The sequence below is a fragment of the Roseateles sp. GW821-FHT09G09 genome, assembly GCF_059415965.1.
The window spans coordinates 562,910-589,429 of record NZ_JBWKOG010000003.1 but is presented as its reverse complement, the minus strand read 5'-3'; the positions used below and the strand labels follow the sequence as shown (position 1 = coordinate 589,429).

Here is a 26,520-nt window from a genome sequence, read left to right as displayed (position 1 = left end):
GCCCCCCCCCCCCCCCCCCCCCACGACGACGAATCTCTTCGGGAGGCTCAGGCCAGAGCAAGCGGTCCTTACTCTCCAGTAGGCGATACCAGTTAAGCAAGTTTGTCGCGATCATCTCGTTGCCCGCGTCGAGACGTCGGGCCAATTCGAACCGACGTTGAACTTCGCTGGCCGCTTCCTTCGTCGCGCAGCATTGATCGACCTTAAGCACAGCTGCGAGATTGAGAACCGCGCTGTTCGTCGGCATCGCAAGCACCGCTTCATCCATGAGTTCCCCCGCGCGTCGCCGGTCAGAAGACCTTCGACGATCCGCCCGCAACACCGCTTCGATGACGTTCGCAATAGCTGTGGCATTGTGCAGTCCGTCATCTCGAACTTCATCCGTAGCAGCTGCTCGAAACTCATCTAGCCATTGAATCGCGCGCTCGGCCGTTTGGCTGCTCGTTGCTCTTTCGTAGCTCGCATACTCAGAGAGTGCCTGCGCGAAGCTGAGTTCCGGCAGTACAGTTTTGGCATGTGATCCCGGATCACGAATTGCGACCCACGCAGATCGGGCGCTCCATGCGTCACGTAACTCGACCCAATCGCCTTCAAGTCGATGAATGACAAATTTCTCCGGCAACTGCACCGCCTTGCCCCTTAGGGACGGCTCGTCTCTGGCTTGCAGCGACATTCGCAGGCTACGGCGACCTTCGCCTTGTTGATCCACCGATAAGCTGCGAGCGGGGAATGACACAGTGTTCGAGGGGATTCTTCCTGTGAAAGGCAATGTCGCTGCACCATCCGATATTGTCGCCTTCACCTCGATCAGGTTTTCATTTGGATTCTTCCAGAGCGTGCGCACATGACTCTGAACGAGCAGGCGGCCCTTGTCCTCGTAGACATGCCCCCAATAGAAGACAACGGTCGAAAGAAGTTCATTACTAAAAAATGACTTTTCCGTGAACTTGCGGTAGACCGCTTCGATGTCGCATCCGTTTCCACGATCCTTTAGCAAAGTCACATGCATATCGCTCGAATCAGCTCCCATTCGAACAACTTGTAGTCCAGCCAGATCATTCAGAGCCTGCACTGCATCGTTTCGCGTACGAGGAGTTTCACCCGGCTCGCGATAGGCGTAGGGAAGCATGACGAGATATGCTGAGGGAACAGAACTGTTGCTCACCTTTGGGCTGTCGCACGGCGCAGTCAAGACTGTCGTCGAGCACCCCCCAAACAATGCGAAGCACACCATTACGACAACGAGCGTCATTGTTCGGATCATCGATTGCCTCACGTACTGCATGCAAGCTTGATCGGTGGCACGGCGTTCAGATTTACACCTTTGCGGCTAGCCTCTTCATCCACCTGCTCCAATGCCTCTTTCACGAGGCGCCCCATGTCCTGTTGCAGGTCGGACGGCTCTGGGCGAACGGTTTCCTTGGTAATGAGCTTGAGATCGCTGCGCGCCTGACAAAGACTCAACTTGGCGAGCTGCCAGTCTTCGCGTTTGATGGCGGCGAACCCCACGGCCAGCGCCAACATCGCCTGATGAGCAATGCTGTTGCGCGCGAACTCTTTTCCCCAGTCCTCAAGGTCATCCGTACCTGCGGATACACGAAGCCAAACGACCTCAACTTCCCTGCGCGGTCCACTCCGACGCAAATAGTGAGGCAGTGACACGTAGACCGCGCTAGCTTTGCCGTCCTCACTGCCTCCCCAAACAGTTGCAAGCACATTGCGCTTGGCGAGGCCCTGCAGATCTTCTCGGTCGAGATCGGATGCTCCCATCGCAAAGTCGCAAGTCAGCAGCACGATCGACGGCGCGCTCGAAGCAATGGGCTTTGCGATTTTGTAAACGAAGTCTTGCAGACGAGGCGTCACGTTGGATTCGAGTTGTCCGCGCTTCGATTGGCGCTGCCTAGCCTCGGCCGAAGCAGCCGTCCCCCCGCCGACAAACGTCAGGACGAAATAGGTGTCGTCGCTGACGCCACGCTCATAGATTCCAGGACAGTTGACGTCCGCCTGGGCGTTTACTGAGTACAACAGCAGCATTGCCGCTACGCGTTTCATGAGCACCGCAGCTCCTTGTGCAACTTGGCGATCGACTCAAAGCGAAGGGGGTCAACAAGATGTCTTGCGGCCACGACATTTTCAAGCGACCTGCAGGCTTCTTCGTGGTGATGCACTGCGACCAGCTTCAGTCCCTCTAATGGCACCGTTTCGGCATAAGGCCCTCTTGCGGCTGCCATGATCGTGAGTGGCTCTACCGCCTCGCTACCGTACATTGCGATCTTTCGGACGTATGCCGCTTGGTCAGATGTAGGGTGTTCAGTGCTCTGCATATCTGCAATAACGCTCGCCAAAGCATTCGCGGATTGAACAGTCATCGCTCGCTCCTTGAGCGCGAGTTCTATGCGTCCACTTAGCGCAAAGCCGAACCAAGCGATCAGAACAGTCTGAACAACGGCCAAGGTCATCGTGATCAACCCTGTACGAAGCTGCGCTCGTGTTTGCGCACCGGGATCCGAAACAGCGTGGCGAGCCGAGGGTTTCTCGATGAATGTGGATTTCGACATCGCGTTAGGCTACCGCCGAGCAATCGCGCGCACATCCACTCGCTTGATGACAGCTTTAGGATGCGCCGAAAGAAGTCGTTTAGGCAAGGATGCACCCCAACACCCACATCAAGATCTCGCTTGGCACCTTGTTCGACGCACTAGATGCCCAGGCCTTTTCGCGTTGACCCACCGACGGAGAGCCGACTCGCGCCGTCCTACGCCGGCGCGAATCTCGCCGACGCCTTCGCCATCACGCTGGCCGACGAGGCGCCGGACGACGCGATGGCGCTGGCACGCGCCACGCTGGCCGATCCGCCGTGGTGGTTCCGCGCGCTGCTCGCGATACGCGATGCGGCGGTGAAGCCGCTTGGTCTGAAGACTTCCGCGGCGATGCGCCAGCACCTCGATGAGATCGCTGTCGAGCACGTCGACATCTTCCGCGTGCTTTCCGCAACGCGCGAGGAGGCGATCTTCGGCGAGCAGGACCAGCATCTGGATTTCAAGCTGTCGATCCTGATCCGTCGCGTCGAGGGATCGACGCGTCGCGAAGCCGTCGCGACGACAGTCGTGAACTGCCACAACCGGCTGGGCCGGTTCTACCTCGCGCTCATCCTGCCGGGGCATGTGCTGGTCGTGCGTTCGCATCTGAAGGCGGCGGCGCGGCGATTCGGTACGGCTGGCTAAGCCGCCTTGCTCGGCTTCAAGACAGACTCACTCAATCCACTTGTAGGTCTCGTCCTTGCTCAAGAACGTGATGCGGTCGTAGGTGCGTTGAATCTTGCAGCGCGCGATGGCGACAGCTGCGCCCATGCCGTGGCCAAAGGAAACCGTCAACAGCGTTTCGCATTCGTTTTTCAAGGCCATTCGCCACGCTCGATCGGCGCCGCTGATGGCGTTCACCACATCTTTCCGGATGCGTTGCTTCTCCTCCGTCGAATACTCGCCGGGATCAAACTTCTGCGCCCGGACAAGCAGATTCTTCAGCTTCTGTTTGAGAAGCTGATCAGCCTGGTCGTACTCTTCCAGCAAGCAGGCGAGATCGTCCAGCTCTGCCACCTCACATCGCGCGCTCGCGGCCTCGGCGTTCAATGGCCATGCCATCACTGCCGTGACGGCGAAAACCACCAGAAGTCCTTGGAGACTCAGAAAGATGGAGGGGGTTCGTCTCATGCTCGTTGGATCCTCAGTCGTTGCTGATTTGCAGAGTTCAGCGAACGGAAACAATGATCTTGCTGACCTGATCGATGGGGGGCTTCGTTCATCGCGTCGAGCCTCGACGGGTCAAACTGCCGGCGCCACCTTCTCCTGATCGCGCCTTCCCGCCGTGAGCCACAGGATCACCGCGAACACCGCACCGCCGACGCTGGCGAGGCCGAAGAACAGCATCATCGACTCGTAGCCGGCGGGGTTCTGCGCGCTCGCGCCGGCGCGGTCGTTGAGCCAGCCGGCGACGAGGTTGGCTCCGGCGATTCCGGCGTTCTGCGCGACCCACATCAACCCGATCGCCGTGCCGAAGCGCGCGGGCGACACCAGCTTGCTGGCCAGCGGCCACATCACCGCCGGCACGAGCGAGAAGCTCACGCCGATCAGCGCGGTCGAGACCCAGAGGCTGGTGGACGTCAGCGCCATCATCGCCATCGAGATCGGCAGCAGCACCGCGCCGAAGGCGAGGAACGGCGCATAACGTCCGACGCGGTCGCACAGCCAGCCGAAGGCCGGCGTCGCGAAGACCGCCGCCAGGAACACGTAGCTGTTCATCGCGCCCGCCGCGGCCAGGTCCAGGCCGTGCGCGTGCTGGAAGTACTTGATCGAGAAGGTGCTGCGGAACGCGAGGATCACCGAGTACCAGAGCACGCACAGCGTGAGCAGGTACCAGTAGGCCTTGCCGAAGTGCAGCAGGTCGCGCCAGGCGAAGGGCTGCGCCTGCTTGTCGATCTCGCCCTTGGCGGAGGCGGCGATGCGGCGGTCCATCGCCCAGTAGGCCAGCGCGCCGGCGAACGAGGCGGCGGCCATCGCAGCGGCGATCATCAGCGGCGGTTGCCAGCCTTGCGCGTAGGCATGCGGGAACCAGGTCGGCGACATGTCCGAGGAGAACGAGCCCAGGCGGCCGATGGACAGCGCCAGGCCCATCGACAACGCGACGCTGCCGCCGACGAAGTACTGGGCCAGCGCCGCCAGCGTGGCGATGCCGAAGGTCTCGGCGCCGATGCCGAACAGCAGCCGCCCTGCGGCCATGCCGGCGAAGTTGGGGCTGAGCGCGGTCAGCAGCGCGCCGAGGAAGCAGATCCCTGCCGTCCAGAGCGTCATGCGCGCGGCGCCGAAGCGGTCGACGAGCACGCCGCCGACGAGGATCAGCACGACGTTGGGCAGGCTGTAGATCGCGTTGAGCAGACCGATCTGCTGGTCGCTGAAGCCGCGCTGGCTCTGCAGCGCGTCGGCGACGGGGCCGATGGAATCGTAGACGTAGTAGTTGCCGTACAGCGACGCGGCGATCAGCGCGCACACCAGCCACGCGAGGGCGCGGCTCGGGGACTTGTCGTTCATGAGGAAAGCCTCGGGGATCTTGTGCGGTCGCGGGGGACCGAAGGGGCGGATTCTCGCCTCCCCCTGGTAACCGCCCGTAAAGCTGCCGTCACGACGCGACATTCCGCGACGCAGCCACCCATCGGTGGGGGCCGGGTTCGCCCGCATTTGGGATAAGGTCCGGGCCGTTCTTCAGGAGATATCCATGGCATTCGCGCGTTCCCTCGCCTCCATCGGCCCTTCCCTGCCCCGAACGGGCGGTGTGATCGCCGCTTGCGTCGCCGTGGCGATGCTCGCCGGTTGCGGCAAGCAGGGCGCGACGCTGGGCGACGGCAGCTCGGAGATCACCGGCTCCGCCGGCCCGGCCGGCGCCAACAAGGCCAACCGGGAGCTGATGAAGTGCGACGCGCCCGTCGCGACGCTGTCGCTGATGGAGAACCCCAACGGCTACACGATCAGCGCGCCCAACGGCCTGCCGAATTCGCCGCTGCCGCTGGTGCGGCTGCTCGCGCAGCAGAGCGGCTGCTTCCGCGTCGTCGATCGCAACTCGGGCCTCAAGGCCACGATCAAGGAGCAGGAGCTCAAGGACGCCGGCATCCTCCGCCAGCAGGGCAGCACCGTGCACAAGGGCAAGGGCTACGAAGCCCAGTACACGCTGATCCCGAGCCTGACCTTCAGTGAGCAGGACGCGGGCCGCCAGGTCGGCGGCATCCTCGGGATGATCCCGGTGCTCAACAAGTTCGTCGGCGCGGCGGAGCACATCAAGCTCAAGGAAGCGCAGGTCGCGCTGCTGCTGACCGACAACGAGACGACGGAGCAAGTCGCGGCTGCGACGGGCTCGGTGCGCGTGACCGACCTCGGCATGGGCGGCCTGGTGCTGGGCAAGCTCGGCGGCGCCGCGGGCGCGGGCTGGGCCAACAGCAACGAAGGCAAGGTCATCGCCGCGGCATTCCTCGACGCGCACAACCAGCTCGTCGTCCAGGCCCGCATGCTGCAGGCCAAGGACCTGCCGGATCCAGTGCCGATGAAGAAGGCGGGGGACGCGAAGAAGGCTGCGGCGGGCGCGTGAGGTGGCCCAGCGCGCTGCGTGCCGCAGCGCGACCTCGATGGCAATTCCTCATACGTCGTATCGACTGACTCAAAGTCGTGTGGCGCGCTTGGCACAGGCCTCGCGAGCGCCTGGTCCTGGCGGATCTAGAGTCGTCGGAACTGCAATGAAGCAGATCCGAACGACATGCACTCCCCACTGCTACCCATCCACGTCGAGCACGAGATGGACGCCACCTTTGGCGGCGCCGATCTCAAGCGAATCGCGAAAGCGGATGACGGCCACACCTACGCCGTCAAGCGGCTCCTCGATCACCCGACGCTGCCCCTCTGCGAATGGGTCGGCTATCACCTGTGCCGCGCCGTGGGTGTCAGGACGCCTGACTTCGCAGTTCTCCAGTACCGCGATGGCAAGGATCCAGCCTTCGGCTCACGCTTCGTCGCGGACCCCAGGGAGATCAAGAAGGATCCCTCGACCTATGAGGCTGCCCGCTTCTTCAGCGCGCACCATGCGTCGATCGCCAAGACTTATCCGCTGGATGCGTTCCTTGTGAATCTCGACCGCCATGGCGGCAACTTCCTGCTGTCTCGATTGACCGGAGGAGAGTCGCTACTGGCAATCGACTTCTCGCGGGCCTGGGTCCGCTTCGGCGAACCGTTCGGCGACACCGAGGCCTTGCGTGACAGCCAGACATCGCGCTGGTGGTCCTTCTTCAAGCGGCATCTGAACGTGACGGCCGACCTCGGGGTCTTGCAACGCATCGCGACCTTGCCAGATGACTGGTTGAGGCGCGTCGTCGAGTCTGCTCCGGGTTCATGGGCGAGTTGCGTCGATCTCCAAGGCACCTACGATTACTGGGAGACGCACCGCGCGTCGGACCGCATCGAATTCGTGAAACGTTGGCTATGAGCGAACAAGCTATCACCCGAATCGTCGAGTACGTGCCGTATCCCCATCGCAATGAGCGAGTGGCGATCGGCCTGATCGCATTCCTGCCGAATGGGCGTGTGCGAGCCCATCTCGCAACCGCCCTTCGGAAGGTAAGCGCCGTCGACCCGTCCTGCGATATCGAGGCGCTGCGCGAGGGCCTCGATGGCATCGCGTCGGAACTGACGACCCTGCCGGCTCATCTCGGTCTGTACGTCTCTGGTGTTGGCCCATTGCGGGTGGCTCCAACTGCCGGCTTCATCACCTTCGACACATCAGAAGACTATGACCGGGCCATTCGATGGGCATTGGATGTCGTCGCCGAGCCCGTCCGCAGCCAGGAGCAGCGGGAACGCGCTTCCGTGTCTCGACTGTTCCTGGAGATGAAGTCGGTATTCGCCGCGCATGACTGGCTGGCCAAGCCGGGCCAAGACATCCACGACCACAGGATCGTTCCTCGCTACGCGCTCAGTCCTGAGGAAGGTCTCACCTTGGACTTTGCGCTGAAGAACGGTGCGCTGCATGCTTTGCAGACCACCGACTTCCGAGTGGCCTCGCATGTCAATCAAAGACGCGTGGAGGCTCAGGCAAAGGTGTTGACCCTGGGAGTCGCTCCGCAACTGATCGGCGCAGGGCGCGCCCAGGGTCTGCTCGTGGTCGCGGGCTCAGAGCAACCAGAGGCGAAGCGCGTGATTCGGCTCGCCGAACGCGTTGCGGATCGAATCTTCGTGCACGAATCGAGTCGGGACATGCAGGACATGATGGACCTGCTGGCTGAGGCGATGGGGCAGCCGCCGCTGCCCCAGCTCTCGACGGATTAAGCCTGCTCCAGTCGCAGTTGCCCGAACGCCGCAGGCACATGGAAGTTCGCCTTCTCACTGCCCGTCGGATTCCACGCGCTGAACTGCCGCGACTCCTTGTTCCCCTCGATGCGGAACAGGTTGATCCGCCACCCGTCGAGCGACTGCGCCGCGCGCGGCATCGGCACGACGAGTTCCGCCGTCCACATGCGGTGGGCCTCGTCCACCGACGTGCGCGCCTTGCTCTCGCCGATGAAGCGCTTGCGGCCTTGCCCGCGCACCTCCAGGTCCATCGTCAGGCCGTTCGGCGAGACCTCGACCTCGCGGTAGCGGTCCGTGCCCGCATCCTGCGGCGCCTGCAGGAAGACCTCGACGACGTCGCGCTCCCACAGCGGCCAGATGTCGGTCGCGGAGACCTCGCGCTCGTACGTCGTCAGCGCGTTGTAGCGGCTGCTGAAGCGCAGGTGCAGCGCGCCGTCCGCATGCAGCAGCTGCACACGCGTCGACTGCGTGCCGGTCAGCGGGCGACCGCGCCAGTCGTGCGCGAAGAACAGCGCCGGCGCTTCCTCCCACGCCGAAGCCAGCGCGAAGCCATCGCGACCGATCAGCCGCGACGGCAGCCGCGCGGCGCGCGCCAACGGACGCTCGATCGCCGAGCTCAGCACCGCCTCGATCAGCAGGTTCTCCTTGAAGCTCACCTTCAGCGTCGGCTTCGCCGCGTCGACCGCGCCCAGGTCCACGCCGTTCACGTAGTCGCGGATCTTCCACACGCCCGGGCCGAGCCCACGCAACGTCACCGTGCCGTCGAAGCTGGGCGCGTAGAACGCGTAGTGCATCACCCCGTTCTTCTCGACGACGTGCGTTTCCGGCTTGTCGAACGCGATGTCGTAGAGCTCGCCCCGGTAGGCGCCATCGGACAGGCCCTTCGCGTTGTGCGCGGTGATCCACTTGCGCCAGTGCGTCTCGCGCTCCGGCGTGAGCAGGAACGAGTCCTTCGGCTTCGGATCCTCCGGCCACGTGAACTTCGTCGACACCACGCCGCCGACGCCCACCGCGGACGCGAAGTCCATGCCGCCGGTCGACAGCTCGACGTGGTCGCCGGCATACGCCGACCAGCGCCCCATCTGCGCCTTCAGCGCCTTGCCCTTGTGCCGCACCTGCCAGCTCGACAGCGGGTCCGAGGCCGGCGCCTGGTCGATCCACGGCATGTTGTGGAAGGCGTAGCTCGTGCCGCACGGGCAGACCTCGACCACCGCCTCCGGATTCACCGCATGCGCCGCCTCGAACATCGCGCGGTAGAAGTCCGCCATGTGTTCGTACGAGTGCTCCGGCTTCGCGTGCCCATGCTTCGGGTTGAAGCACGGCGCGACGCCGTTCAGGTGCTGGCCGTCGACCTTGACGCCGTCGAAGCCCCAGTCCTGGATGATCTTGCGGAACATCGCCGCCGTGCGCTCCTGCGTCCCCTTCGCCCCCGGGCACAGGTAGAGGCAGTTCCACCACGTGATCATCTGCGGCGCGCCGTTCTGGTCGAGCAGCAGCAGATCCGCGTGTCCGTGCAGCTCGTCGCTGCCCGGCGCGACCGCCAGCGGCGCGATCCACAGGCGCGCCTTCATGCCACGCGCATGGATGTCGGCGACCAGCGCCTTCATGTCCTCCTCGCCGCGCGGGAACTTCTTGAGGTCGATGTCGAACCAGTCGCCCGTCTGGCGCTGCCAGCCGTCGTCGAGCACCGCCCACTTCAGGCCCAGTTCCTGCGCCTTCGGCAGCGTGGCGCGCACGCGCTCCAGCGAGAAGTCGCGCTCGTAGCCCCACGCGCACCACACCGAGTCGTGCGCGCTGCGCGGCGGCTCCGGCGCGGCCAGGCCTTGCGCGTTCATCAGCCGCCGGTAACGGTCCAGCGGCACGAAGCAGTCGCCCTCATGCACCGCGACGAAGACCAGCGGCAGCGCCAGCGTCTCGCCCGGCGCGAGCGTGCGCGGCTCGTCGCCGCGCAGCGCGATGTCGACCTGCTCGCCCACCGCCTTCACCGGCAGCGAGACCAGGCGCGGCAGCTTGTCCAGATGGCCGATCGCGACCCCCAGGTCGCGCCGCCACACGTCCACGAGCGGCGTGCCGCCGCCGTAGTCGGACGAATCCATGCCGAGGAAGTTGCGCTGCTCGAAGCCGCGCTTGACCGGCTGCATCCAGTCGCGCCGGTCCGTGTGCGTCGAGCCGGAGTAGGTCCACCAGCCACCGGCATGCCGCGGCGCTGCCAGCAGGCGGTGCGACGCGACGGTCCAGCCCTGGACCATCAGCGGCTTGTCGGATCGGTTGACGAAGGCGACCTCGATCAGCGCGACGCCGGGGTGCTCGTCCAGCAGCGTGACCGTCATCGTCTTCTCGACGGCAACGCTGGATCCCGCGCCCTCGGCCTTGCCCGTCAGCGTCAGCCGCTGACCGGCACCGAAGGGCGTCGCGCCGCTGCTCGGGACCGCGCTCGTCAGCGCGAAGCGCTCGAGCGTCCGGGGCGTCGTCGCCGGCGGCGCGCCGGCCGCCTCCGCGCCGAGCAGCGCAGCGCCGGCCGCCACGGGCTTCAATTCCGCGATGACGAGCTGCTCACCCGCGTCGAAGCCGGTCAGCGCCAGCGGACGCGCGCCGCCGAGCCGCACGATCCGGCTGCGCATGCGCTCATCGAATTGCAGCGAGAGCCGCTCATCCTGCAGCCGCACATGACCTCGCCCGAGGTCGGCCGCCCGGGCCGCCGCTGCGGCGCCGGGCGACGCGACCGTGGCGGCCAGCGCCAGCTTCGGCGTGATCGTCGCGACCGGGGCCGCCCCCAGCCATTGGAGGAAGGCGCGACGCCCGGTCATTGAGCCGCCTTCCAAGCGGTGGGATAGCTGCGCTCGGCGTTGAGGTGGTACAGCTTGTCGACGACGACCTTGGGCAGGCCGAGGCCCTTCACCGGCTTCTTGAGATCGGACACCTTGAACGACTCCTCCGTGTTGAAGTAGCGCCAGTGCATGCGCCACACCGGCTCGACTTCCTTCAGCAGCTCGGCCCCCGATTGTTGCGGCGGTTGCGAGACGTCGGTGCCGTACATCAGGCGGTCCTGGTACTTGATCATGAAGGCACGCACCTTCGCGCGGTCCAGCTGGCTCTGGTACTGCAGCTGCCCGATGCGCGCGGCCAGGTCGACCTTGGCAAGCGGGAAGCGGTCCAAGAAGGCGGCCAGCTCGTCGACGTTGCGCTCCAGCGAGGCCATGTGCATGCCGACGAACTTCAGCTTCGGATGCGCCGCCACCATGCGGTCGCGCGCGGCCATCTGGTCCTCCCAGCTCGGCATCTCCGGATGCAGCGCCATGTGGTACTGCGGATGGTGCGCGAAATACTCGCGGTCGTTGATGACCGTCATCTTGTCCAGCGGCAGCCAGCAGTTGTGCGGCTCGCCCTGATGGCCCAGCATCGTGATGCCCTGGTCCTCGAAGTACTTGAACAGCGGCGTGAAGCGTGCGTCGTCGATCATGACCAGCTTGCCCTGCTTGTCGCGCAGGCTCATGCCGATGTTCTTCCACACCTTCACGCCGACCGCGCCGGCGCGCAGGCCGGCGTCGACGCGCTGTTTCGTCGCGTCCAGCCAGCCTGGTTGATCCGAGGTCTCCGACGAGAAACTCACCGCCCACGCCACGTCCGCCGGACGCGCCTTGCGCAGCTCGATCGCCGCCTGCTGCTGCTCGTCCAGCGGCGGGAAGTCCGGGTAGTCGACGTTGATCGTCAGCACCTTGAAGCCGAGCTGGCGCGCGGCGTCGATGAACGCCGGATCGGCGTTGTGCAGATGCACGTGCGAATCGATCTTCGGGACCTTGGCGAAGTCCGCCATCGTGTAGCGGTCTCCATCGTTGTCCTTGGACTTCGGTGCCGCCAGGACGCCAGAAGAGGCGGCCATCGCGACGGCCGTCAGCGCGGCGCTCAGCAGGGCCGGCAGCGCGGCGCGGACGGGAGTTCTCGTCATGTGGGTCATTGGATCAACAACAGTGGAAACAGTGGAACCATCGGCAATGGAACCACTGAGGACAGTGGAGGAAGGTCAGTTGCAGCTGTAGCGGTAGGCGTCGTCCAGGTCCAGCGGCAGCACCAGCGTGCGGATCTTCGCGGCGGTCATCTTCGTGCAGAGCTTGTCGCGCGCGCCGTTGGTGTTCTTCTTGTACTTGGACGCGTACTCGGCGTTGAACACGGGCTTGTTCTTGTTCGTGAAGACCGAGTAGCCGCCGCACTCGTCGTACTGGTTGCACTGCTCGTTGACGGCCATGTCGAAGTAGGGCTCGAGCTGCGTCAGCTGGTCGACGTCGTTCTTCAGCGCGATCGCCAGGCCGCGGCCGTGGGCGGCGTTGGCGAGGTACTTGTTGTAGTCGAGCTGGGTCGCGGCCGTCAGCGGGAAGCCGGTCGCGTTGGTGTAGCCGTCGACGTTGTCCGGCTCGACGCCGTCGCAGCCCTTGGACACCGCCAGGTCCAGCCGGCTGAGCATCACCGCGCGCACGTTGGCCGAGCGGGTGTCCAGCCACTTCTCGCCGGCCCAGCCGTCCAGCGCCTTGCCCATGTCGGCGGCGTTGAAGCTGCCGAAGTCGGCGCGCCAGTTCTCCGAGCTGCCGGCGGAGAAGTAGCAGACGACCTTGCGGCCCTGCGCCTTCAATCCGGCGATCGTCTGCGCGGTCGTGTCGAAGAGGTCGATGTCGTACACGGCCACGTTGTAGCCGGTGTTGAGCGTGCCCGTCAGCTGCCACTGCCAGGTCGTGTTCACGCCGGGCTTCCACCACGACTGCGCTTGCGCGCCGCTCGCGGCGGTGAGGCCCAACGCCAATGCGGCGGCGGTGGCGAGGCCGGTGGCCATCGAACGGATCAGCGATCGTTTCATGAGTTCTCCTGGGATGCGGCCGGCAACGCGGCCTGCTTGTTGTGGAACGCCCAACGTCCTCTCAAGAACATCCCGATTCGAATACGGCGACCGGATGACGCCGGCTGGATGGCCCAGTCCGGCGTCTCCCGTCTGTCCTGCTTGCTTGTCTTGCTTGCCTTGCTCGTCTGTTTTTCTTCTTCGATCAGCGCGGCGTCAGAACTTGATGCTCGCCCCGAGCGTGAAGGCCCGGCCCCAGCGGTTGTAGCCCTGCGGCAAGGTGATGTTGCCGTCGCCCAGCGTGTACTCCTGCTTGGCGTCGGTCAGGTTGCGGCCCTCGATGGAGATCCGCAGCCACTTGTTGACTTCATAGGCCGCCTGCGCGGTCAGCCAGGTGATGGCCTTGGCACGCTCGTTGAAGCCCGGGCCGATCACGTTGATCGCCGACACGAAGTCGTCGGTGTGGTCGGCCGTGGCGCTGACGCTCCACGGGCCCTTCTCGTACAGCAGGCCCAGCGACGAGGTCGCCGGCGCGATGCCTTCCAGCGGACGCTTCTCGCCGCCGACCCAGCTGTCCGAGCGGTTGCGCGTGTACTGCGCCCGCACGCCGAAGCCGTTGTCCCACAGGTGCTGGAAGCCGATCTCCATGCCGCGGACCTTGGCCTTGTCGCCGTTGATCGGCTTCATCACGTTGAACAGATGGCCCGGCACGCCGATGTCGACGCCGGTCTCCCAGCTGGTGGTGATCTGGTTCTTGATGTCCTTCTGGAACACCGCGAAGGTCAGCGCCGAGTTGCGCGCGTAGTACCACTCCAGCGAGGCGTCGTACTGCTTGGCGCTGTAGGGCTTCAGATCGGCGTTGCCGCCGAAGACCTGGGTGAAGTCGCCCCAGGCGACGCTGGCCGTGGTGCTGGTCGGCGCGAGCTGCTCGACCGACGGCCGCGCCATCGTCTTGGCCGCGCCCAGGCGCAGCTGCAGCGCGTCGGTGAAGTGCCAGACGAAGTTGGCCGAAGGCAGGCCGTAGGTGTACTCGGCGTTCTGGCTGATCTCGGTCGGATCGGCGTAGACGGCGGTGTAGTTGAACGGGCCGTTCTCGGTCAGGCTGGCGATCTTGGCATCCCAGGCCTTGGCCGTGGTCTTGGTCTTCACGAGGCGCACGCCGATGTCCGCGTTCCACTGCTCGCCGGAGAGATCCGCCTCGACGAAGAACGAGGTCGTCTTCTCGCGCACGCGGTAGCTCTGCAGTGGATTCCAGACCGGTCCGGCATTGCTGAAGTCGTAGGTGCCGCCGTCCGGACGCGGCTTGCCGTTGTAGGCCTGCAGCGCCGCCAGGTAGTTGGGCACGTCGAAGCCCAGGAACGAGCGCGGGAAGCTGCCGCTGACGCCGTTCATGAAGTTGGGCGGGGTCAGGTGCTCGTTGAGCACGTTGCCGCCGAGCTGCCCGACGTTGATCGCGTTGGTGCCGGAGTAGTAGTTCTCCCCGCCGTTGATCGCGTTGTCGACCAGGTCGCGGTTCTTGTCGCGCCGCGTGGCCTGCACGCCGAACTGGATCTGGTCGACGTTGAAGCGGTCCACCGTCCAGGCGCCATTCAGCGTCAGGCCGCGGATCTTGTCGTCGATGTTGTCGCCGCTCAGGCCCAGGTAGTGGGTGTTGAAGTCGCTCGGGCCGAAGGCGCCGCTGGCCAGGCCGGCGATCAGGTCGCGGCCGTCGGCGAAGGTGGTCTTGATGTCGGGCACCTGCGAGCCGGTCAGGTTCACCGTCGTCACGTTGGGCTGGTTCATGCGCAGCACCGTGTAGGTGTCCTGCCCGCCCGAATGCCGCTTGGACGTCGACTGGTAGACGTCACCGTTGAACTTCAGCGTCTCGGTGGCCTTCCACTCGGCGTTGAGGCCGTAGACGGCGCTGTCGACGACGCGGTGCGTGGTCAGGTTCAGCAGCTCGGGATTGAGCTGGTTGTCCGGATTGGCGCTGTCCATCGTGAAGCCGGTGACGACGCCGTTCTCGGTCTTGATGTTGGACCAGCGGCCCGGCGCGAACAGCGTGTAGAACGACTGCTGGTAGCCCACCTGCGGCGAGTTCAGCCGCGTCTTGATGCCGTCGACGGTGACCTTGAGCGCATCGCTCGGACGCCATTCGACCTTGCCGGAGAGCGCGGTGCGCTTCTTCTGTTCCTGGATGGTGCCGACGCGGAACTGGCCCGGGCCGATCAGGCCTTCCTCGTCCTTGTCCAGCACGCCGTTGCCGTTCGGGTCGATGTTGCCGCCCCAGGCGTTGCCGGTCCAGTTGGCGGCCGGGTCGGAGATGGGGTTGCGCGTCCAGCCGCCGTCGTTGCCGGCGGTGTCGGTGCGGACCTTGCGGTCGGCGTAGACCACGCCGAACAGCACGCCCAGTTCCTTGCCGAAGGTGTTGCTGTAGGTGGCCGACACCTTGCCGCCGTTGAGCTTGGACATCGTGTTGCGGTCGCCCTCGACACGCAGGATGCCGTGCTGGCCGGGCTGGTCGAAGGGGCTGGCCGAGCGCAGGTTCACCAGGCCGCCGATCGCGCCTTCCATCACCGAGGCCTGCGCGGACTTCACGACGTCGGCGCCGCTGATGATGTCCGAGGGCAGCACGTCGAAGGCGAAGTCGCGGCCTTCGCCGTCGGTGGCGAGGATGCGGCCGTTGAAGGTCGTCAGCGTGTATTCGGGACCCAGGCCGCGCACGCTGACCTTCTGGCCTTCGCCGCCGGCGGTGCGCGAGATCGACACGCCGGTGATGTGGCTCAGCGAGTCGGCCACGTTGTCGTCGGGAAAGCGGCCCAGCTCGGTGGCGCTGATGCTGTCCTGCACGCCCGAAGCGGCGCGCTTGAGGTTCAGCGAGCGCTGCAGGCTGGCCCGGGTGCCGGTGATCTCGACGCGGTCGAGCGTCTGGTCGGCGTCCTTGGCCTTCGCATCGGCCTTGCTGTCTGCGGACGTCGTCGCGGGTGCCGAGGCGGCGGCCGCTGGCGGCTGGACCTGGGCCTGGGCCACGCCCATGAAAGTCAAGGCGGCGATCGCCGCCGCTGCGGCCACGGGCCGCGGCGCCCATCCGGCGTTCAACACCGCGGCATTCAGGAGGGAGGACAGGGGAGCTCGCATCTCAGGTTCCTTTTGTTGGCTTGTCCGCTGCCAGTCCTGGACCTCGACCGGCTTGGCGCAAGTCTACGTAGTCTTTCGATTAATTTCGCATATCGTTTTTACCGACGTTTATTCTTTCGAATTGATGACGGTCGAAAGAATTCGAGCTACACATTCTCACCAACGCACCTCGACAGCGCCTGATTCGTCCGGGTTTTCCCGCGAAATGCGCCTGTTGGGAGCCTGTCACGGTTTCTTCCGTTGTGTTTCCGGTTTCCTTACCCTATTCTTTCGTTCGAAAGCTTCCGACGATCTCCGCTTCCCACTGGGCCGTCGAGACCCCTCCAAGAAAGAAAGCGATCTCCATGCAACGACATTGGCTGACCTACGCGCTTGTCACGACCCTGTTCTGGGGTGCGTGGGGCGCGCTGACGGGCTTGTCTTCCGAACGCGGCTTCCCGGACACGCTGGTCTACGTCGTGTGGGCGCTGACGATGATCCCGCCGGCCGTGTTCGTGCTGGCGCGCGCTGGCTGGAAGCTGCAGCGCGACCGCCGCGCCGTGATCCAGGGCCTGACGGTCGGACTTCTGGGCGCGGGCGGGCAGATGCTGCTGTTCCGCGCGGTCGAGTCCGGTCCCGCCTACCTGATCTTCCCGATCGTGTCGCTGTCGCCGGGGGTGACGATCGCGCTGTCCTTCGGACTGCTGCGCGAGCGTACCGGCAAGCTCGGCGTCGCCGGCATCGTGCTGGCGCTGTTCGCACTGCCGCTGTTCGACTACCAGCCCGGCCAGCAGAGCCAGGCGCTGGGACTGTGGTTCGCGCTGGCCGTCGTCGTGATGGCCGCCTGGGGCCTGCAGGCCTTTTTCCTGAAGACCGCCAACAACGCCGCCAGCGCGGAGAGCATCTTCTTCTACATGACCGTCAGCGCGCTGCTGTGCATCCCGGCGGCGCTGTGGATGACGGACTTCTCCAAGCCCATCCCCTGGGGCTGGGACGGCCCCGGCCTGGCCGCCGTGATCCAGGTGCTCAACGCGATCGGCGCGCTCACGCTGGTCTACGCCTTCCGCTACGGCAAGGCGCTGGTCGTCTCGCCGCTGGTCAACGCCGGCGCCCCGCTGCTGACGGCGCTCGCCTCGATGGCGATGAGCGGCGCCACCCCCGGCGGCTTCAAGCTGGCGGGCGTCGCGCTGGCCTTGCTCGCCGCGCTGCTGCTGGCCCTGCAACCCGAGGGCGACGCCAAGACGTCGCCCTCCTCACGGACGCCTTGAACACCCCTTGAACACCCCACCAGCGGCGCGATCAGCCGGTGACGTCAACACCCGACCCCACCGGCGATCCCGTACCCGCCTACTCGACAGGAAGGACTCCCCTTGAAGCTCATGCTCGATCTCGTGCGGCGCCACAAGCAGTCGGCGCCCGGCGCCGACACGCCGGCCATCGGCATCCCCTCGATGTGCTCGGCGCATCCCGTCGTCATCGCCGCGACGCTGCGCGAGTGCGGCGCGCTCGGCCGCCCCGCGCTGATCGAGGCCACCTCCAACCAGGTCAACCAGGACGGCGGCTACACCGGCATGACGCCGGTCGACTTCCGCCGCTTCGTCGAGGCGATCGCGAAGGCCGAGGGCGTCGACACCGACCTGCTGATCCTGGGCGGCGACCACCTCGGTCCGAACGCCTGGCGCAAGCAGCCCGCGGCGCAGGCGATGGCCAAGGCGGAGGTCATGGTGGCGCAGTACGTCGCGGCCGGCTTCCGCAAGATCCACCTGGATTGCTCGATGTCCTGCGCGGACGATCCGGTGCCGCTGTCCGAAGCCGAGATCGCCGCCCGTGCGGTGCGGCTGTGCCTGGCCGCCGAGGCCGCCTGGCGCGACACGCCCGACCGCGGCGAGCCGCCGGTCTACGTCATCGGCACCGAGGTGCCGGTGCCGGGCGGCGCGCATGAGGACTTGGACGATCTCGCGGTGACCTCGCCCGAGGCGGCCGGCGCGACGCTGGCGCTGCACCGCGAGGCGTTCGCGAAGTCGGGCCTCGATGCGGCCTGGGACCGCGTGATCGCGATGGTCGTGCAGCCGGGCGTCGAGTTCGACCACCACAAGGTCATCGACTACCAGCCGGAGAAGGCGCGCGCGCTGAGCGCGTTCATCGCCTCGCAGCCGGGCCTGGTCTTCGAGGCGCACTCGACCGACTACCAGACGCCCGAGCGCCTGGCGCAACTCGCGCGCGACCACTTCGCGATCCTCAAGGTCGGCCCGGGCGCGACCTTCGCGCTGCGCGAGACGCTGTGGGCCCTGGCCGCCGTCGAGCGCGAGTGGCTGGGCCCGCAGGCCGGCCAGGACAACCTGGTCGACACGGTGCTCGGCGTGATGCGCGCGGAGCCCGGCCACTGGGCGCCCTATTACCAGGACCCGTCGCGCCTGCAGGTCGACCTGGCCTACAGCCTGAGCGACCGCATCCGCTACTACTGGGCGCATCCGAAGGTGCAGACCGCCTGCGCGGCGCTGCTGGACCGGCTGGAACATTCACCGCCGCCGCTGACGCTGCTCAGCCAGTTCCTGCCGCGCCAGTACGACGCGATCCGCGAGGGCCGCCTGCGCAACCGCCCCGCGGAATTGCTGCGCGACGGCGCCGCGCAGTCGCTGCGTCCGTACCTCGCGGCCTGCGCCGCTTGAACGACAGAACGACAGAACGACAGAGCGCAAGAACGCCCGAACGTCCGGATGCCAGAACGCGTGACGACCTGAACCGCTTCGACCTCCGGCCCTTTCCCATGAAACAAGACCCGTCACGATGAGCCTGCTCAACTTCGAAACCGCCGAACTCGCCCGCCGCGGCGCGCCGCACACCGCGCGCGAGATCGCCCAGCAACCCGAGGTCTGGCGCACGGTGCATGCGCTGGTGCAATCGCGACGCGAGGCGATCGACGCTTTCCTGCAGCCGCTGCTGGCGCTGCCGGACCTGCGCATCGTGCTGACGGGCGCGGGCAGCTCGGCCTTCATCGGGCAATGCCTGGCCCCGGCGCTGCTGCAGCAGCTGGGCGCGAAGCCCGGCCTGCGCGTCGAGGCGATCGCCACCACCGACATCGTCTCCAACCCGGCGCAGTGCCTGCAGCCGGGCGTGCCGACGCTGCTGGTGTCCTTCGCCCGCTCGGGCAACAGCCCGGAGAGCCTGGCGGCCGTGGAGCTGGCCGACGCGACCGTCGACGCGTGCCATCACCTGGCGGTCACCTGCGCGGCCGACGGCACGCTGGCACGCCGGCTCGGCGGGCGCGACCGGGCTCATGTGCTGCTGCTGCCCGACGAGACGCATGACCGCGCCTTCGCGATGACCTCGAGCTTCACCGGCATGCTGCTGGCCGCGGCCTGGGCCTTCGGCCTGGCGCTCCCGTCGGCGCAGACGCTCGGCGACGCGGCGCGCCAGCTGCTGGCCACCGAGGCCGGGCGCCTGGACGCGCTGAACGCGCAGCCGTTCGAGCGCGTCGTCGTGCTCGGCAGCAACGGCCTGCAGGGCTTGGCGAAGGAAGCCGCGCTGAAGGTGCTGGAGCTGAGCGACGGCCGCCTGGTCGCGCTGGCCGATTCGCCGCTGGGCTTCCGCCACGGCCCGAAGACGGTGCTGAACGACCGCACGCTGGTGCTGATTGTGCTGTCCAACGACAGCTACACCCGGCGCTACGACCTGGACCTGCTGCGCGAGCTGCGCCGCCAGGGTCGCGGCCGCATCGTCGCGCTCAGCACCTCGGCGCTGAACGCCGAGGACGCGCTGGCCGCGGACGACGTGCTGCTCGACCTGCCGGTGAACGCGCCCGACCTGGCGCTGGCGCCGGTGGCGCTGGTCTTCGCGCAGTGCCTGGCCCTGCTGGCTTCGCTCAAGCTCGGCATCACGCCGGACAATCCGAGCGCCTCGGGCACCGTGACGCGCGTCGTCAGCGGCGTCATCATCCATCCGCTCGCCGCGCCGGCGCCTTGAGTCGACCCGCGCCCGCTCCACGGACCCGGCATCGCGCCGACCTCAGACCCGCCCACTGAACCGCTCATGACTCCCGCCACCCTCGGTCCCCACGACATCAGCGCCGACCGCCCGGTCTTCCTCGGCATCGACGGCGGCGGCACCAAGACCTCCTTCCTGCTGCTGGACGGCGACGGCCAGCTGCTCGCCCGCCACACCACGACGACCAGCTACTACCTGGAGATCGGCTTCGGCGCCTTGCGTGCGCTGCTGCGCGACGGCGTGGTCGAGACCTTGAAGCAGGCCGGCGTGACGCCGGCCCAGGTGACGTCCGCCTTCGCCGGTCTGCCGGCGCACGGCGAGGACAGCGCCCTGATCGCCGACTTCGACAGCCTGCTCGCCGGCGCGCTCCCGCGCGCGGTCATCGGCAACGACATGGTTTGCAGCTGGGCCGGCTCGCTGGGCGGCGACGACGGCATCAGCCTGGTCGCGGGGACCGGCTCGATCGCCTACGGCGAATGGCAGGGCCGCGGCGCGCGCTCGGGCGGCTGGGGCGAAGTCTTCGGCGACGAAGGCTCGGCCTACTGGCTGGCGCGCGAAGGCCTCGCGCTGTTCTCGCGCATGGCCGACGGCCGCGCCGCGCCGGGACCGCTGCTCGGGCTCGTGCGGGAACACTTCCAGCTCGCGCATGACCTGGACCTCTGCGCGGCGATCAACGGCGACGCGGCGCGCAGCCGGCTCGCGCAGTTCGCGCGGCTCGTGTCCGCGGCGGCCGCCGACGGCGACGCGCAGGCGACCGCGCTGCTGGTCCGCGCGGGCGACGAGCTCGCCGCGCTCGCGGGCGCCATCGCCCGGCAGCTCGCGTTGCCGGTGGACGCCCAGGTGCCGGTCTCCTACACCGGCGGCGTCTTCGAAGCGGGCGCCACCGTCACCGATGCGCTGCGGCTGGCGCTCGCGCGCGAGGTCCCTGGCGCCGGGCTGATCGTGCCGCGCTTCGGTCCGGAGATGGGCGCGGCCATGTACGCGGCCCGGCTCGTCGGCGTGCAGCTCCGGCCTGCAACGGCCGCTGGCCCTCACCCCCACCCCCACCCGCTCCCGCAAGCGGGAGAGGGCGTCGTCCGGCCGACGGCGTGAGGGTCGGACCGGCGCTTGCGAACCTTGCTGGATCGATATCATTCGAAAGTTCATCGCTTCCGCTTCCCATGACCACCATGACCACCGCCACCGCCGACAAGGCCGAGAAGCCTGACGCCGCGTTGCTGATCGACGAGCGCCGGCGGCTGATCCGCGAGCAGGTGCAGGCGCAGGGCAAGGTGACGGTGGAGGAGCTGGCCGAGCGCTTCGGCATCTCGGTCGTCACGATCCGCAGCGACCTGAACGCGCTGGCCTCGACCGGCGCGCTGCTGCGCACGCACGGCGGCGCGCTGGCGCATCGCGACACCGAGGAGGTGCCGATCAGCGTCAAGCAGAAGCTGCACCACGAGCAGAAGGTGCGCATCGCCGTCGAGGCGGCGAAGTTGATCCGCGACGGCGAGACCATCCTGCTGGACTCCGGCTCGACGACGGAGGAGATCGCCAAGCAGATCCGCGGCCTGCGGCTGCAGTCGCTGAACGTGATCACCAACGCGCTCAACATCGCCGTGCTGCTGGCGACGGTGCCGGGCGTCAACGTGATCATGCCGGGCGGGCTGCTGCGGCAGAACTCGTACTCGCTGTCGGGCCCGCAGGCGGTGACGGCGCTGCAGAGCCTCTACGCGGACCGGCTGTTCCTGGGCGTGGACAGCCTGGACCCGGAGATCGGCCTGATGACGCCGCACCTGCTGGAGGCGCAGCTGAACGCGCAGATGATGAAGATCGCGCGCCAGATCGTCGCGGTCGCGGACGCGTCCAAGCTGATGAAGCGCAACCTGTCGGTGATCGCGCCGGTCGAGCAGATCGACATGCTGATCACCGACAAGGAGGCCGACGACGGCATCGTCGGCGAGCTGCGACGCCGCGGCGTCGAGGTGGTGCTGGCCTGAGCGTCGGCCGGACGGCGTTCAGCCGAGCACGCTGAAGGGCAATTCACTCAACAGGTTCATCTGGAACTCGGTCCGGTCGGCCAGAACGAACCGCTCGATCGCGAAATCGCCCTGGGCTCCGTTGCAGATGGTCACCCGGGTGTCGTATCGGCCGTCCTCGAGCAGGAGCTGGATCACCAGGTCGGGGCCCTCCACCCGATAGCGCAGCAGATCCGGTCGGATGCCCTCGTCGAAACGCAGCGTATCGACGTTGCCTTGCGTGTCGTCGTGGTCGACGATTTCATCCTTTCCGCCTCCGAACGTCACGAGGTACGTGTCGCCGCCGCGGTGGCCGGTCATCCGATTGTCTTTCGCGTCGCCTTTGAACCAGTCCGCATCGTCGGTTCCAACGACGTTCTCGATGCCGATCAGACGATCCTCCCCACCCTGGCCCCAGGTCAGGGTCTGCGTGTCCAGCGTCGCGTGGATGCCGCCGCCGTCTCCGAACGCGCCGTGGTAATCCACCGTGTCGTTGCCAGCACCGCCCTGGATCTCCTTGTTCTGCGGCGCCCCAAGCGCGTAGGCGTGATCCACCCGGATCCGGTCGTCGCCGCCTCCCGCCAGGACCTTGTCGTGCAGGGCGCCGACCGCGATCAGGTCGTTGCCGTCCGTGCCGCGGTAGGTCGTCCTGCGACCGTCGCCCGGGACGAGACTCGGGGCCGGCTCGTCGGCCATCGCTGTCGAGGCGAGGGGCGGCCGCTCCGCCAGTTCCCACCATGCATAGGTCGTGCCGTCGTGCATTTGGAACCGTTCGATCGCGGACGCCTTCCGGACGCCGTTCTGGATGGTGGTCACGGTATCGATCCCGCCCCCCGCCGCGAGCACCTCGATCACCACGTCGTCGCCCGCGACGCTGACGCGCAGGTCTTCGCGCCGCAGTCCCTGCTCGAAGAGGAGCGTGTCGACATGGTCCGCCGTCGCATCCTGATCGACGATCACGTCCCGGCCGCCGCCCCGCGTCACGAGGTAGACGTCGTTGCCGTGATACCCGGTCATGACGTTGTTTCCGGCATTGCCCTCGAAGTGATCGGCGGCAACGGTGCCACTGATGTTCTCGATATTGACGACCCGGTCGTGTCCGGACGTGCCCCAGGTCACCGTGCGCTCCTTCAGCTTGACCGTGATGCCGACGTCGGGCGAATCGAAGGCGGTCTTGTAGTCCACCGTGTCGTTCCCGGGGCCGCCGCGGATGTACTTGTTGTCCGGCGGCAGCTGGCCGGGCTTGCGATGGGCGACCACGATCCGATCGTCGCCGGCACCCGCGAAGATCCGTTCCGGGCCAGTACGGGTGAAGATCGTGTTGTCCCGGTCGTCACCGTGCGTGAACTCGCCCCCTGGTTTCGCCTTGAAGGCAGGCGGCGATCGCGATGCGCCAGTCTCGCGCTCGTCGTCGGCCGACACCGTTTTCCCGAGGGGCTCGCTGGCCGCGTCCCGCAGGGGCAGATCGAGGCGACGATCCCCGCTCACCAGCTCGGACAGGCGCACCCAGGGCGCGGTCCGGTTCAGCAACGCCTGATTCGAGCCGTTGTTGTACTGGATCTTGTCCAGCTGCCAGGACGGGTCCGCATACCAGTCTTCGAGCAGCAGGTGGTGATGCGTCCCGGGCAGATCGATGCGGAGGTCGGCAGCGTTGGCCCGACTGAATGTCAGATCGCCCGCGGCATAGGTCCTGCCGGCGGTCTCCTGGAAGATCTGCAGGGTGCGTGCGCCGACGACGGGCTTGAATTGCCATGTCCCCCTGCCGCTGGCCCAGAGATAGCCGCGCGCGGCATCGGCGGCGCCGGCGGGTGGATTGGCGGGCTGAATCACGGACACTCCTTCAGGTGATGGCTGCGGCGCGAGCGCGCCGCGGTGCACATGCCGACGCCGTCCGCGGCGCTTCCACGGCGGTCGTCCCATGCAAACGCTTGGTCAAGGCCCGGAGGGTTGGCGCTCGCGCACCGGCATGAGCGACAGCTGCAGCTGCGCGGTCACCGTCCAACTCGCGACAGGCAGGCGCCTACCTGAATCAGGGCACCTCGTTCGACCCCGGCGTTTTCAGCCGGATCGCCGTTCCGTCCGCGGTCTGATCAGCGCTTGAACTGCGCGCACGGATCCTCACGCGACGGCGCGGGCGCGCGCTCGACGCGGTCGTAGCCGCCGGCGGGCGTGGCGCCGCCGGGCTCCAGATACGCGATGGCGTCGATGTCCGACGCCGGCACGCCGGCCGCCTGCAGGTAGACCGGCACGGCGACATCGCGTCGCACATGGCCGTTCCCGGCGATGAGCACGACGCGTCTCGCGCCCGACTTCCGCGCGTCGAGCATGGCCTGCGCCATCGCGGCGTCGCGCGCGCGCTGCGCCTGGACCATGCCGGGCAGCATCGCCTCCGGCATGGCCCCGCAGTGGCCGTCCTGGATGTCCTTGCGCAGCGTGTCCTGCTGCGCGCCCTGCCACGCGACACGATCGCGCAGCGCGAGCAGATCGGCCGGCCAGGCGGCGTCGCCCTCGCGGACGATCCTGCGGATCTGGTCGCGATCGATGTTGCCGCCTCGGACTTCCGCGCCGGCTTGCAACGCGACGTCGAACAGCGGCCGATGCAGCGGCCAGCGCCAGCCCTGGCGGTCGAACTTCGCCGCGTCGATGACGGCGTCCACGTTGCCCGGCGTCGCCTTGCGCGCCGCCGCCACGGCGGCATCCTCGCTGCGCGAGAACTGCTCGAACACGACGATCGTCTTCGGCTCCTGCGCGATCAGTTGTCGCAGTTGCTCCGCGCGGGCGCGGTGGTGGTCGGGGTTATCGTGCAGCTCGCCGAGCAGGACGAATTCGGGCTCGATCCGGGAGGAAGCCGGCGCCGTCCGTGTCGTGGACGAGGCGCAAGCCGCGAGCAGAAGGGAAAGCAGGGCAAGCAGCGCCAGCACGGTGCCGCGGGAGGCAATGTTCATGGAAACAGTCCTGGGAGCAGGGAGTGTGAACAGGCCTGGCGGCGCTGCCGCGATGCGCGGGAGGCGCGCCTGCGGCAATGGCTGGGTCGACCGCCCATTGTCAGGCATTCCCCTCACGGACAGGAGGACCGGCAGGCGCAAGCCGGTCGTCGTGTCGCTCCCCGGACCGGCGGGGGATCAGAGCACCGCGTGGCCCTGCTCGGGCGACATCGGGACGTTGGGCGGCGACCAGCCCGCCGCGACGGCCGGGTCGGCTTTGACTGCCTCGCCCAAGATCAGCTCCGCCCGTGCCTGGGCCGCCTGGACCTCATCGTCGTTGCCTGGCAGGAACGCGTTCGAGATCGTCTGCCGGAGCAGGGATTCCTGCGGGTCGTCCAACACCGCCAGGAGACGCGCGGTGTCGAAGTCGACCCACTCCCCGCCGATCTCGAAGTGCAGGGTCGACTGGCTGAAGACCGCCTCTATGAACTGCTGCGCCTGCTGAGCAGGATCGTCTTCGACCATCGAGGTCGGCAGCGATGGAATCGTCATGGAAAGTTCTCCTTCGGTATCGGACAGTCAGGCGCCCGGCGCCTCACGCGCCGGGTCGCGCATCGGCCGCGCGCCGCCTGGCGACGCGAGGCATCGATGCCGTGCCGTAGTCCTCTTCCGCCGGAGATCGGATCGCCGGAGATCAAATCTCCGGATCAGCGGATCAGCGGATCAGCGGATCGCCGGATCAGCGGATCGACATCGTCGACCGCATCGCCTTGACCGCGCCCTCGCCCATCGCCGCCCCGAAACGCTTGGCGATGCGTTCGGCGACGTTGTCGCGCGGCGTGTAGTCGACGACGTCCTCGGCCTTCACCACCTCGCGGGCGACGTAGTCGAGGTTGCCGGCGCCGTCGGCCAGGCCCAGCTGGATCGCCTGCTCGCCGTTCCAGAACAGGCCCGAGAACATCTCCGGCGTTTCCTTCAGGCGCGTGCCGCGGCCCTCGCGCACGACCGCGATGAACTGCTGGTGGATCTGGTCCAGCATCGCCTGCGCATAGGCCTGCTGCTTGGGCGTGACCGGGGAGAACGGATCCAGCATCCCCTTGTTCTCGCCCGCCGTCATCAGGCGGCGCTCGACGCCGACCTTCTTCATCACCTCGGTGAAGCCGAAGCCGTCCATCAGCACGCCGATCGAGCCCACCACCGACGCCTTGTCGACGTAGATCTCGTCCGCGCCCGCGGCGATGTAGTACGCGCCGGAGGCGCAGATCTCCTCGACCACCGCGTAGACCTTCTTCTTGTGCAGGGCCTTCAGGCGCTTGAGCTCGTCGTTGACGATGCCCGACTGCACCGGGCTGCCGCCCGGCGAGTTGATTCGCAGCACCACCGCCTGCGAGCCGGGGTCCTCGAACGCGGCCTTCAGCGCGGCGTTGATGAGCTCGGCGCTGGCCTCGGTGTCGGGCGCGATCTCGCCGCGCACCTCGACCAGCGCGGTGTGCGGCCCGGTCGTCGCGCCGCCATGGTGCTTCGCCGAGAACATCGACCAGATGAACAGCAGCAGCACCGACACCCAGATCAGCCGGAAGAAGGTCTTCCAGCGCCGGTCGCTGCGGCGGTCGCGCAGGTAGTCATGCGCGAACTGCTCGATCACGTGCTCGTAGCGGCCGGGCGCCGCCGGTGCGGACGGCGCGGGCGGGACGGACGGCGCGGACGCGGCGGGCGCCGTGGCCTTCAGGATGTCTTCCGGGCGCGCCGTCGCGTCGGGGATCGGGCGCGGCAGGTCGCTGCCGGCGCCGGGGTCGTCGTTGGGGTTCATTCAA

The 26,520-nt window shown here is 67.1% G+C and carries 22 protein-coding genes; 9 read left to right on the top strand and 13 right to left on the bottom strand.

Going from position 1 to position 26,520, the window contains the following annotated elements; genetic code table 11:
* The 3 genes from AC07O8_RS11150 to AC07O8_RS11140 all read right to left on the bottom strand — a co-directional run.
* Window positions 1-1,129, bottom strand: a 1,129-nt coding sequence (locus tag AC07O8_RS11150; protein WP_495048065.1) for a hypothetical protein, incomplete at its 3' end; no start/stop codon positions are given.
* Between the two features lie 143 nt (window positions 1,130-1,272).
* Entirely contained in the window at window positions 1,273-2,052 is a 780-nt protein-coding gene (locus tag AC07O8_RS11145; protein ID WP_495048064.1) for a hypothetical protein, read from the bottom strand.
* Window positions 2,049-2,558 (bottom strand): hypothetical protein, encoded by a 510-nt coding sequence (locus AC07O8_RS11140; protein WP_495048063.1) that lies wholly within the window; start codon window positions 2,556-2,558, stop codon window positions 2,049-2,051. Before AC07O8_RS11140 ends, AC07O8_RS11145 begins: the two co-directional genes overlap by 4 nt.
* Before the next feature lie 144 nt (window positions 2,559-2,702).
* On the opposite strand from AC07O8_RS11140, the gene AC07O8_RS11135 reads away from it, so the two are divergent.
* On the top strand, window positions 2,703-3,224 hold the full coding sequence (locus AC07O8_RS11135; RefSeq protein ID WP_495048062.1) for a DUF2867 domain-containing protein: 522 nt from the start codon (window positions 2,703-2,705) through the stop codon (window positions 3,222-3,224).
* A 27-nt stretch (window positions 3,225-3,251) separates the two neighbouring features.
* On the opposite strand, the gene AC07O8_RS11130 is transcribed toward AC07O8_RS11135, so the two are convergent.
* Together AC07O8_RS11130 and AC07O8_RS11125 are read right to left on the bottom strand one after the other, a co-directional pair.
* On the bottom strand, window positions 3,252-3,710 hold the full coding sequence (locus tag AC07O8_RS11130; RefSeq protein WP_495048061.1) for a lysozyme inhibitor LprI family protein: 459 nt from the start codon (window positions 3,708-3,710) through the stop codon (window positions 3,252-3,254).
* A gap of 111 nt (window positions 3,711-3,821) precedes the next feature.
* Window positions 3,822-5,084 (bottom strand): MFS transporter, encoded by a 1,263-nt coding sequence (locus AC07O8_RS11125; RefSeq protein ID WP_495048060.1) that lies wholly within the window; start codon window positions 5,082-5,084, stop codon window positions 3,822-3,824.
* A 268-nt stretch (window positions 5,085-5,352) separates the two neighbouring features.
* Here AC07O8_RS11125 and AC07O8_RS11120 point away from each other — a divergent pair, with 268 nt between their 5' ends.
* From AC07O8_RS11120 to AC07O8_RS11110, 3 genes are all read left to right on the top strand, one after another.
* Window positions 5,353-6,132, top strand: coding sequence for a CsgG/HfaB family protein (locus tag AC07O8_RS11120; RefSeq protein WP_495048142.1), 780 nt, complete (start codon window positions 5,353-5,355; stop codon window positions 6,130-6,132).
* A gap of 204 nt (window positions 6,133-6,336) precedes the next feature.
* Window positions 6,337-7,020: a hypothetical protein gene (locus AC07O8_RS11115; RefSeq protein ID WP_495048059.1), complete on the top strand. Its 684-nt coding sequence runs from the start codon at window positions 6,337-6,339 to the stop codon at window positions 7,018-7,020.
* Window positions 7,017-7,859, top strand: coding sequence for a DUF3037 domain-containing protein (locus tag AC07O8_RS11110; protein WP_495048058.1), 843 nt, complete (start codon window positions 7,017-7,019; stop codon window positions 7,857-7,859). Before AC07O8_RS11115 ends, AC07O8_RS11110 begins: the two co-directional genes overlap by 4 nt.
* Here the strand turns inward: AC07O8_RS11110 and AC07O8_RS11105 are convergent.
* The 4 genes from AC07O8_RS11105 to AC07O8_RS11090 all read right to left on the bottom strand — a co-directional run bounded on the left by AC07O8_RS11105 (window position 7,856) and on the right by AC07O8_RS11090 (window position 15,822).
* A complete protein-coding gene (locus AC07O8_RS11105; RefSeq protein WP_495048057.1) occupies window positions 7,856-10,687 on the bottom strand; it encodes an alpha-galactosidase in 2,832 nt (943 codons plus the stop codon). The genes AC07O8_RS11110 and AC07O8_RS11105 overlap by 4 nt on opposite strands.
* Window positions 10,684-11,826 (bottom strand): amidohydrolase family protein, encoded by a 1,143-nt coding sequence (locus AC07O8_RS11100; RefSeq protein ID WP_495048056.1) that lies wholly within the window; start codon window positions 11,824-11,826, stop codon window positions 10,684-10,686. Before AC07O8_RS11100 ends, AC07O8_RS11105 begins: the two co-directional genes overlap by 4 nt.
* Window positions 11,827-11,901: 75 nt before the next feature.
* Window positions 11,902-12,726 carry an endo alpha-1,4 polygalactosaminidase gene (locus tag AC07O8_RS11095; RefSeq protein WP_495048055.1) on the bottom strand — a complete coding sequence of 275 codons (825 nt, stop codon included), beginning with the start codon at window positions 12,724-12,726 and terminating at the stop codon, window positions 11,902-11,904.
* A gap of 195 nt (window positions 12,727-12,921) precedes the next feature.
* Window positions 12,922-15,822, bottom strand: a complete 2,901-nt coding sequence (locus AC07O8_RS11090) for a TonB-dependent receptor (protein ID WP_495048054.1) — start codon at window positions 15,820-15,822, stop codon at window positions 12,922-12,924.
* 344 nt (window positions 15,823-16,166) lie between these two features.
* Between AC07O8_RS11090 and AC07O8_RS11085 the strand changes: the two genes are divergently transcribed.
* The 5 genes from AC07O8_RS11085 (at window position 16,167) to AC07O8_RS11065 (ending at window position 21,764) form a co-directional block, all read left to right on the top strand.
* A complete protein-coding gene (locus AC07O8_RS11085; protein ID WP_495048053.1) occupies window positions 16,167-17,069 on the top strand; it encodes an EamA family transporter in 903 nt (300 codons plus the stop codon).
* A 111-nt stretch (window positions 17,070-17,180) separates the two neighbouring features.
* Entirely contained in the window at window positions 17,181-18,470 is a 1,290-nt protein-coding gene (locus tag AC07O8_RS11080) for a D-tagatose-bisphosphate aldolase, class II, non-catalytic subunit (RefSeq protein ID WP_495048141.1), read from the top strand.
* Window positions 18,471-18,588: 118 nt separating this feature from the next.
* Window positions 18,589-19,764 carry an SIS domain-containing protein gene (locus AC07O8_RS11075; protein ID WP_495048052.1) on the top strand — a complete coding sequence of 392 codons (1,176 nt, stop codon included), beginning with the start codon at window positions 18,589-18,591 and terminating at the stop codon, window positions 19,762-19,764.
* Window positions 19,765-19,830: 66 nt separating this feature from the next.
* Entirely contained in the window at window positions 19,831-20,877 is a 1,047-nt protein-coding gene (locus tag AC07O8_RS11070) for a BadF/BadG/BcrA/BcrD ATPase family protein (protein WP_495048051.1), read from the top strand.
* A 68-nt stretch (window positions 20,878-20,945) separates the two neighbouring features.
* The gene (locus AC07O8_RS11065; RefSeq protein ID WP_495048050.1) at window positions 20,946-21,764 is read left to right on the top strand and encodes a DeoR/GlpR family DNA-binding transcription regulator; all 819 of its coding nucleotides are present in this window, start codon (window positions 20,946-20,948) and stop codon (window positions 21,762-21,764) included.
* Between the two features lie 18 nt (window positions 21,765-21,782).
* Here the strand turns inward: AC07O8_RS11065 and AC07O8_RS11060 are convergent, their stop codons facing one another.
* The 4 genes from AC07O8_RS11060 to AC07O8_RS11045 all read right to left on the bottom strand — a co-directional run bounded on the left by AC07O8_RS11060 (window position 21,783) and on the right by AC07O8_RS11045 (window position 26,516).
* Window positions 21,783-23,612 (bottom strand): hypothetical protein, encoded by a 1,830-nt coding sequence (locus AC07O8_RS11060; protein ID WP_495048049.1) that lies wholly within the window; start codon window positions 23,610-23,612, stop codon window positions 21,783-21,785.
* A gap of 260 nt (window positions 23,613-23,872) precedes the next feature.
* The gene (locus tag AC07O8_RS11055) at window positions 23,873-24,727 is read right to left on the bottom strand and encodes a ChaN family lipoprotein (protein ID WP_495048048.1); all 855 of its coding nucleotides are present in this window, start codon (window positions 24,725-24,727) and stop codon (window positions 23,873-23,875) included.
* Window positions 24,728-24,904: 177 nt separating this feature from the next.
* Entirely contained in the window at window positions 24,905-25,258 is a 354-nt protein-coding gene (locus AC07O8_RS11050) for a hypothetical protein (protein ID WP_495048047.1), read from the bottom strand.
* Window positions 25,259-25,445: 187 nt separating this feature from the next.
* Complete coding sequence (locus AC07O8_RS11045) at window positions 25,446-26,516, bottom strand: S49 family peptidase (protein ID WP_495048046.1); 1,071 nt, start codon at window positions 26,514-26,516, stop codon at window positions 25,446-25,448.
* Between the last annotated feature and the right edge of the window lie 4 nt (window positions 26,517-26,520).

Coding starts and splice junctions, on each gene's coding strand:
- AC07O8_RS11145 (WP_495048064.1), bottom strand. CDS start 2,052: ATGAAACGCGTAGCGGCAATGCTGCTGTTGTACTCAGTAAACGCCCAG.
- AC07O8_RS11140 (WP_495048063.1), bottom strand. CDS start 2,558: ATGTCGAAATCCACATTCATCGAGAAACCCTCGGCTCGCCACGCTGTT.
- AC07O8_RS11135 (WP_495048062.1), top strand. CDS start 2,703: ATGCCCAGGCCTTTTCGCGTTGACCCACCGACGGAGAGCCGACTCGCG.
- AC07O8_RS11130 (WP_495048061.1), bottom strand. CDS start 3,710: ATGAGACGAACCCCCTCCATCTTTCTGAGTCTCCAAGGACTTCTGGTG.
- AC07O8_RS11125 (WP_495048060.1), bottom strand. CDS start 5,084: ATGAACGACAAGTCCCCGAGCCGCGCCCTCGCGTGGCTGGTGTGCGCG.
- AC07O8_RS11120 (WP_495048142.1), top strand. CDS start 5,353: ATGCTCGCCGGTTGCGGCAAGCAGGGCGCGACGCTGGGCGACGGCAGC.
- AC07O8_RS11115 (WP_495048059.1), top strand. CDS start 6,337: ATGGACGCCACCTTTGGCGGCGCCGATCTCAAGCGAATCGCGAAAGCG.
- AC07O8_RS11110 (WP_495048058.1), top strand. CDS start 7,017: ATGAGCGAACAAGCTATCACCCGAATCGTCGAGTACGTGCCGTATCCC.
- AC07O8_RS11105 (WP_495048057.1), bottom strand. CDS start 10,687: ATGACCGGGCGTCGCGCCTTCCTCCAATGGCTGGGGGCGGCCCCGGTC.
- AC07O8_RS11100 (WP_495048056.1), bottom strand. CDS start 11,826: ATGACGAGAACTCCCGTCCGCGCCGCGCTGCCGGCCCTGCTGAGCGCC.
- AC07O8_RS11095 (WP_495048055.1), bottom strand. CDS start 12,726: ATGAAACGATCGCTGATCCGTTCGATGGCCACCGGCCTCGCCACCGCC.
- AC07O8_RS11090 (WP_495048054.1), bottom strand. CDS start 15,822: ATGCGAGCTCCCCTGTCCTCCCTCCTGAATGCCGCGGTGTTGAACGCC.
- AC07O8_RS11085 (WP_495048053.1), top strand. CDS start 16,167: ATGCAACGACATTGGCTGACCTACGCGCTTGTCACGACCCTGTTCTGG.
- AC07O8_RS11080 (WP_495048141.1), top strand. CDS start 17,181: ATGCTCGATCTCGTGCGGCGCCACAAGCAGTCGGCGCCCGGCGCCGAC.
- AC07O8_RS11075 (WP_495048052.1), top strand. CDS start 18,589: ATGAGCCTGCTCAACTTCGAAACCGCCGAACTCGCCCGCCGCGGCGCG.
- AC07O8_RS11070 (WP_495048051.1), top strand. CDS start 19,831: ATGACTCCCGCCACCCTCGGTCCCCACGACATCAGCGCCGACCGCCCG.
- AC07O8_RS11065 (WP_495048050.1), top strand. CDS start 20,946: ATGACCACCATGACCACCGCCACCGCCGACAAGGCCGAGAAGCCTGAC.
- AC07O8_RS11055 (WP_495048048.1), bottom strand. CDS start 24,727: ATGAACATTGCCTCCCGCGGCACCGTGCTGGCGCTGCTTGCCCTGCTT.
- AC07O8_RS11050 (WP_495048047.1), bottom strand. CDS start 25,258: ATGACGATTCCATCGCTGCCGACCTCGATGGTCGAAGACGATCCTGCT.
- AC07O8_RS11045 (WP_495048046.1), bottom strand. CDS start 26,516: ATGAACCCCAACGACGACCCCGGCGCCGGCAGCGACCTGCCGCGCCCG.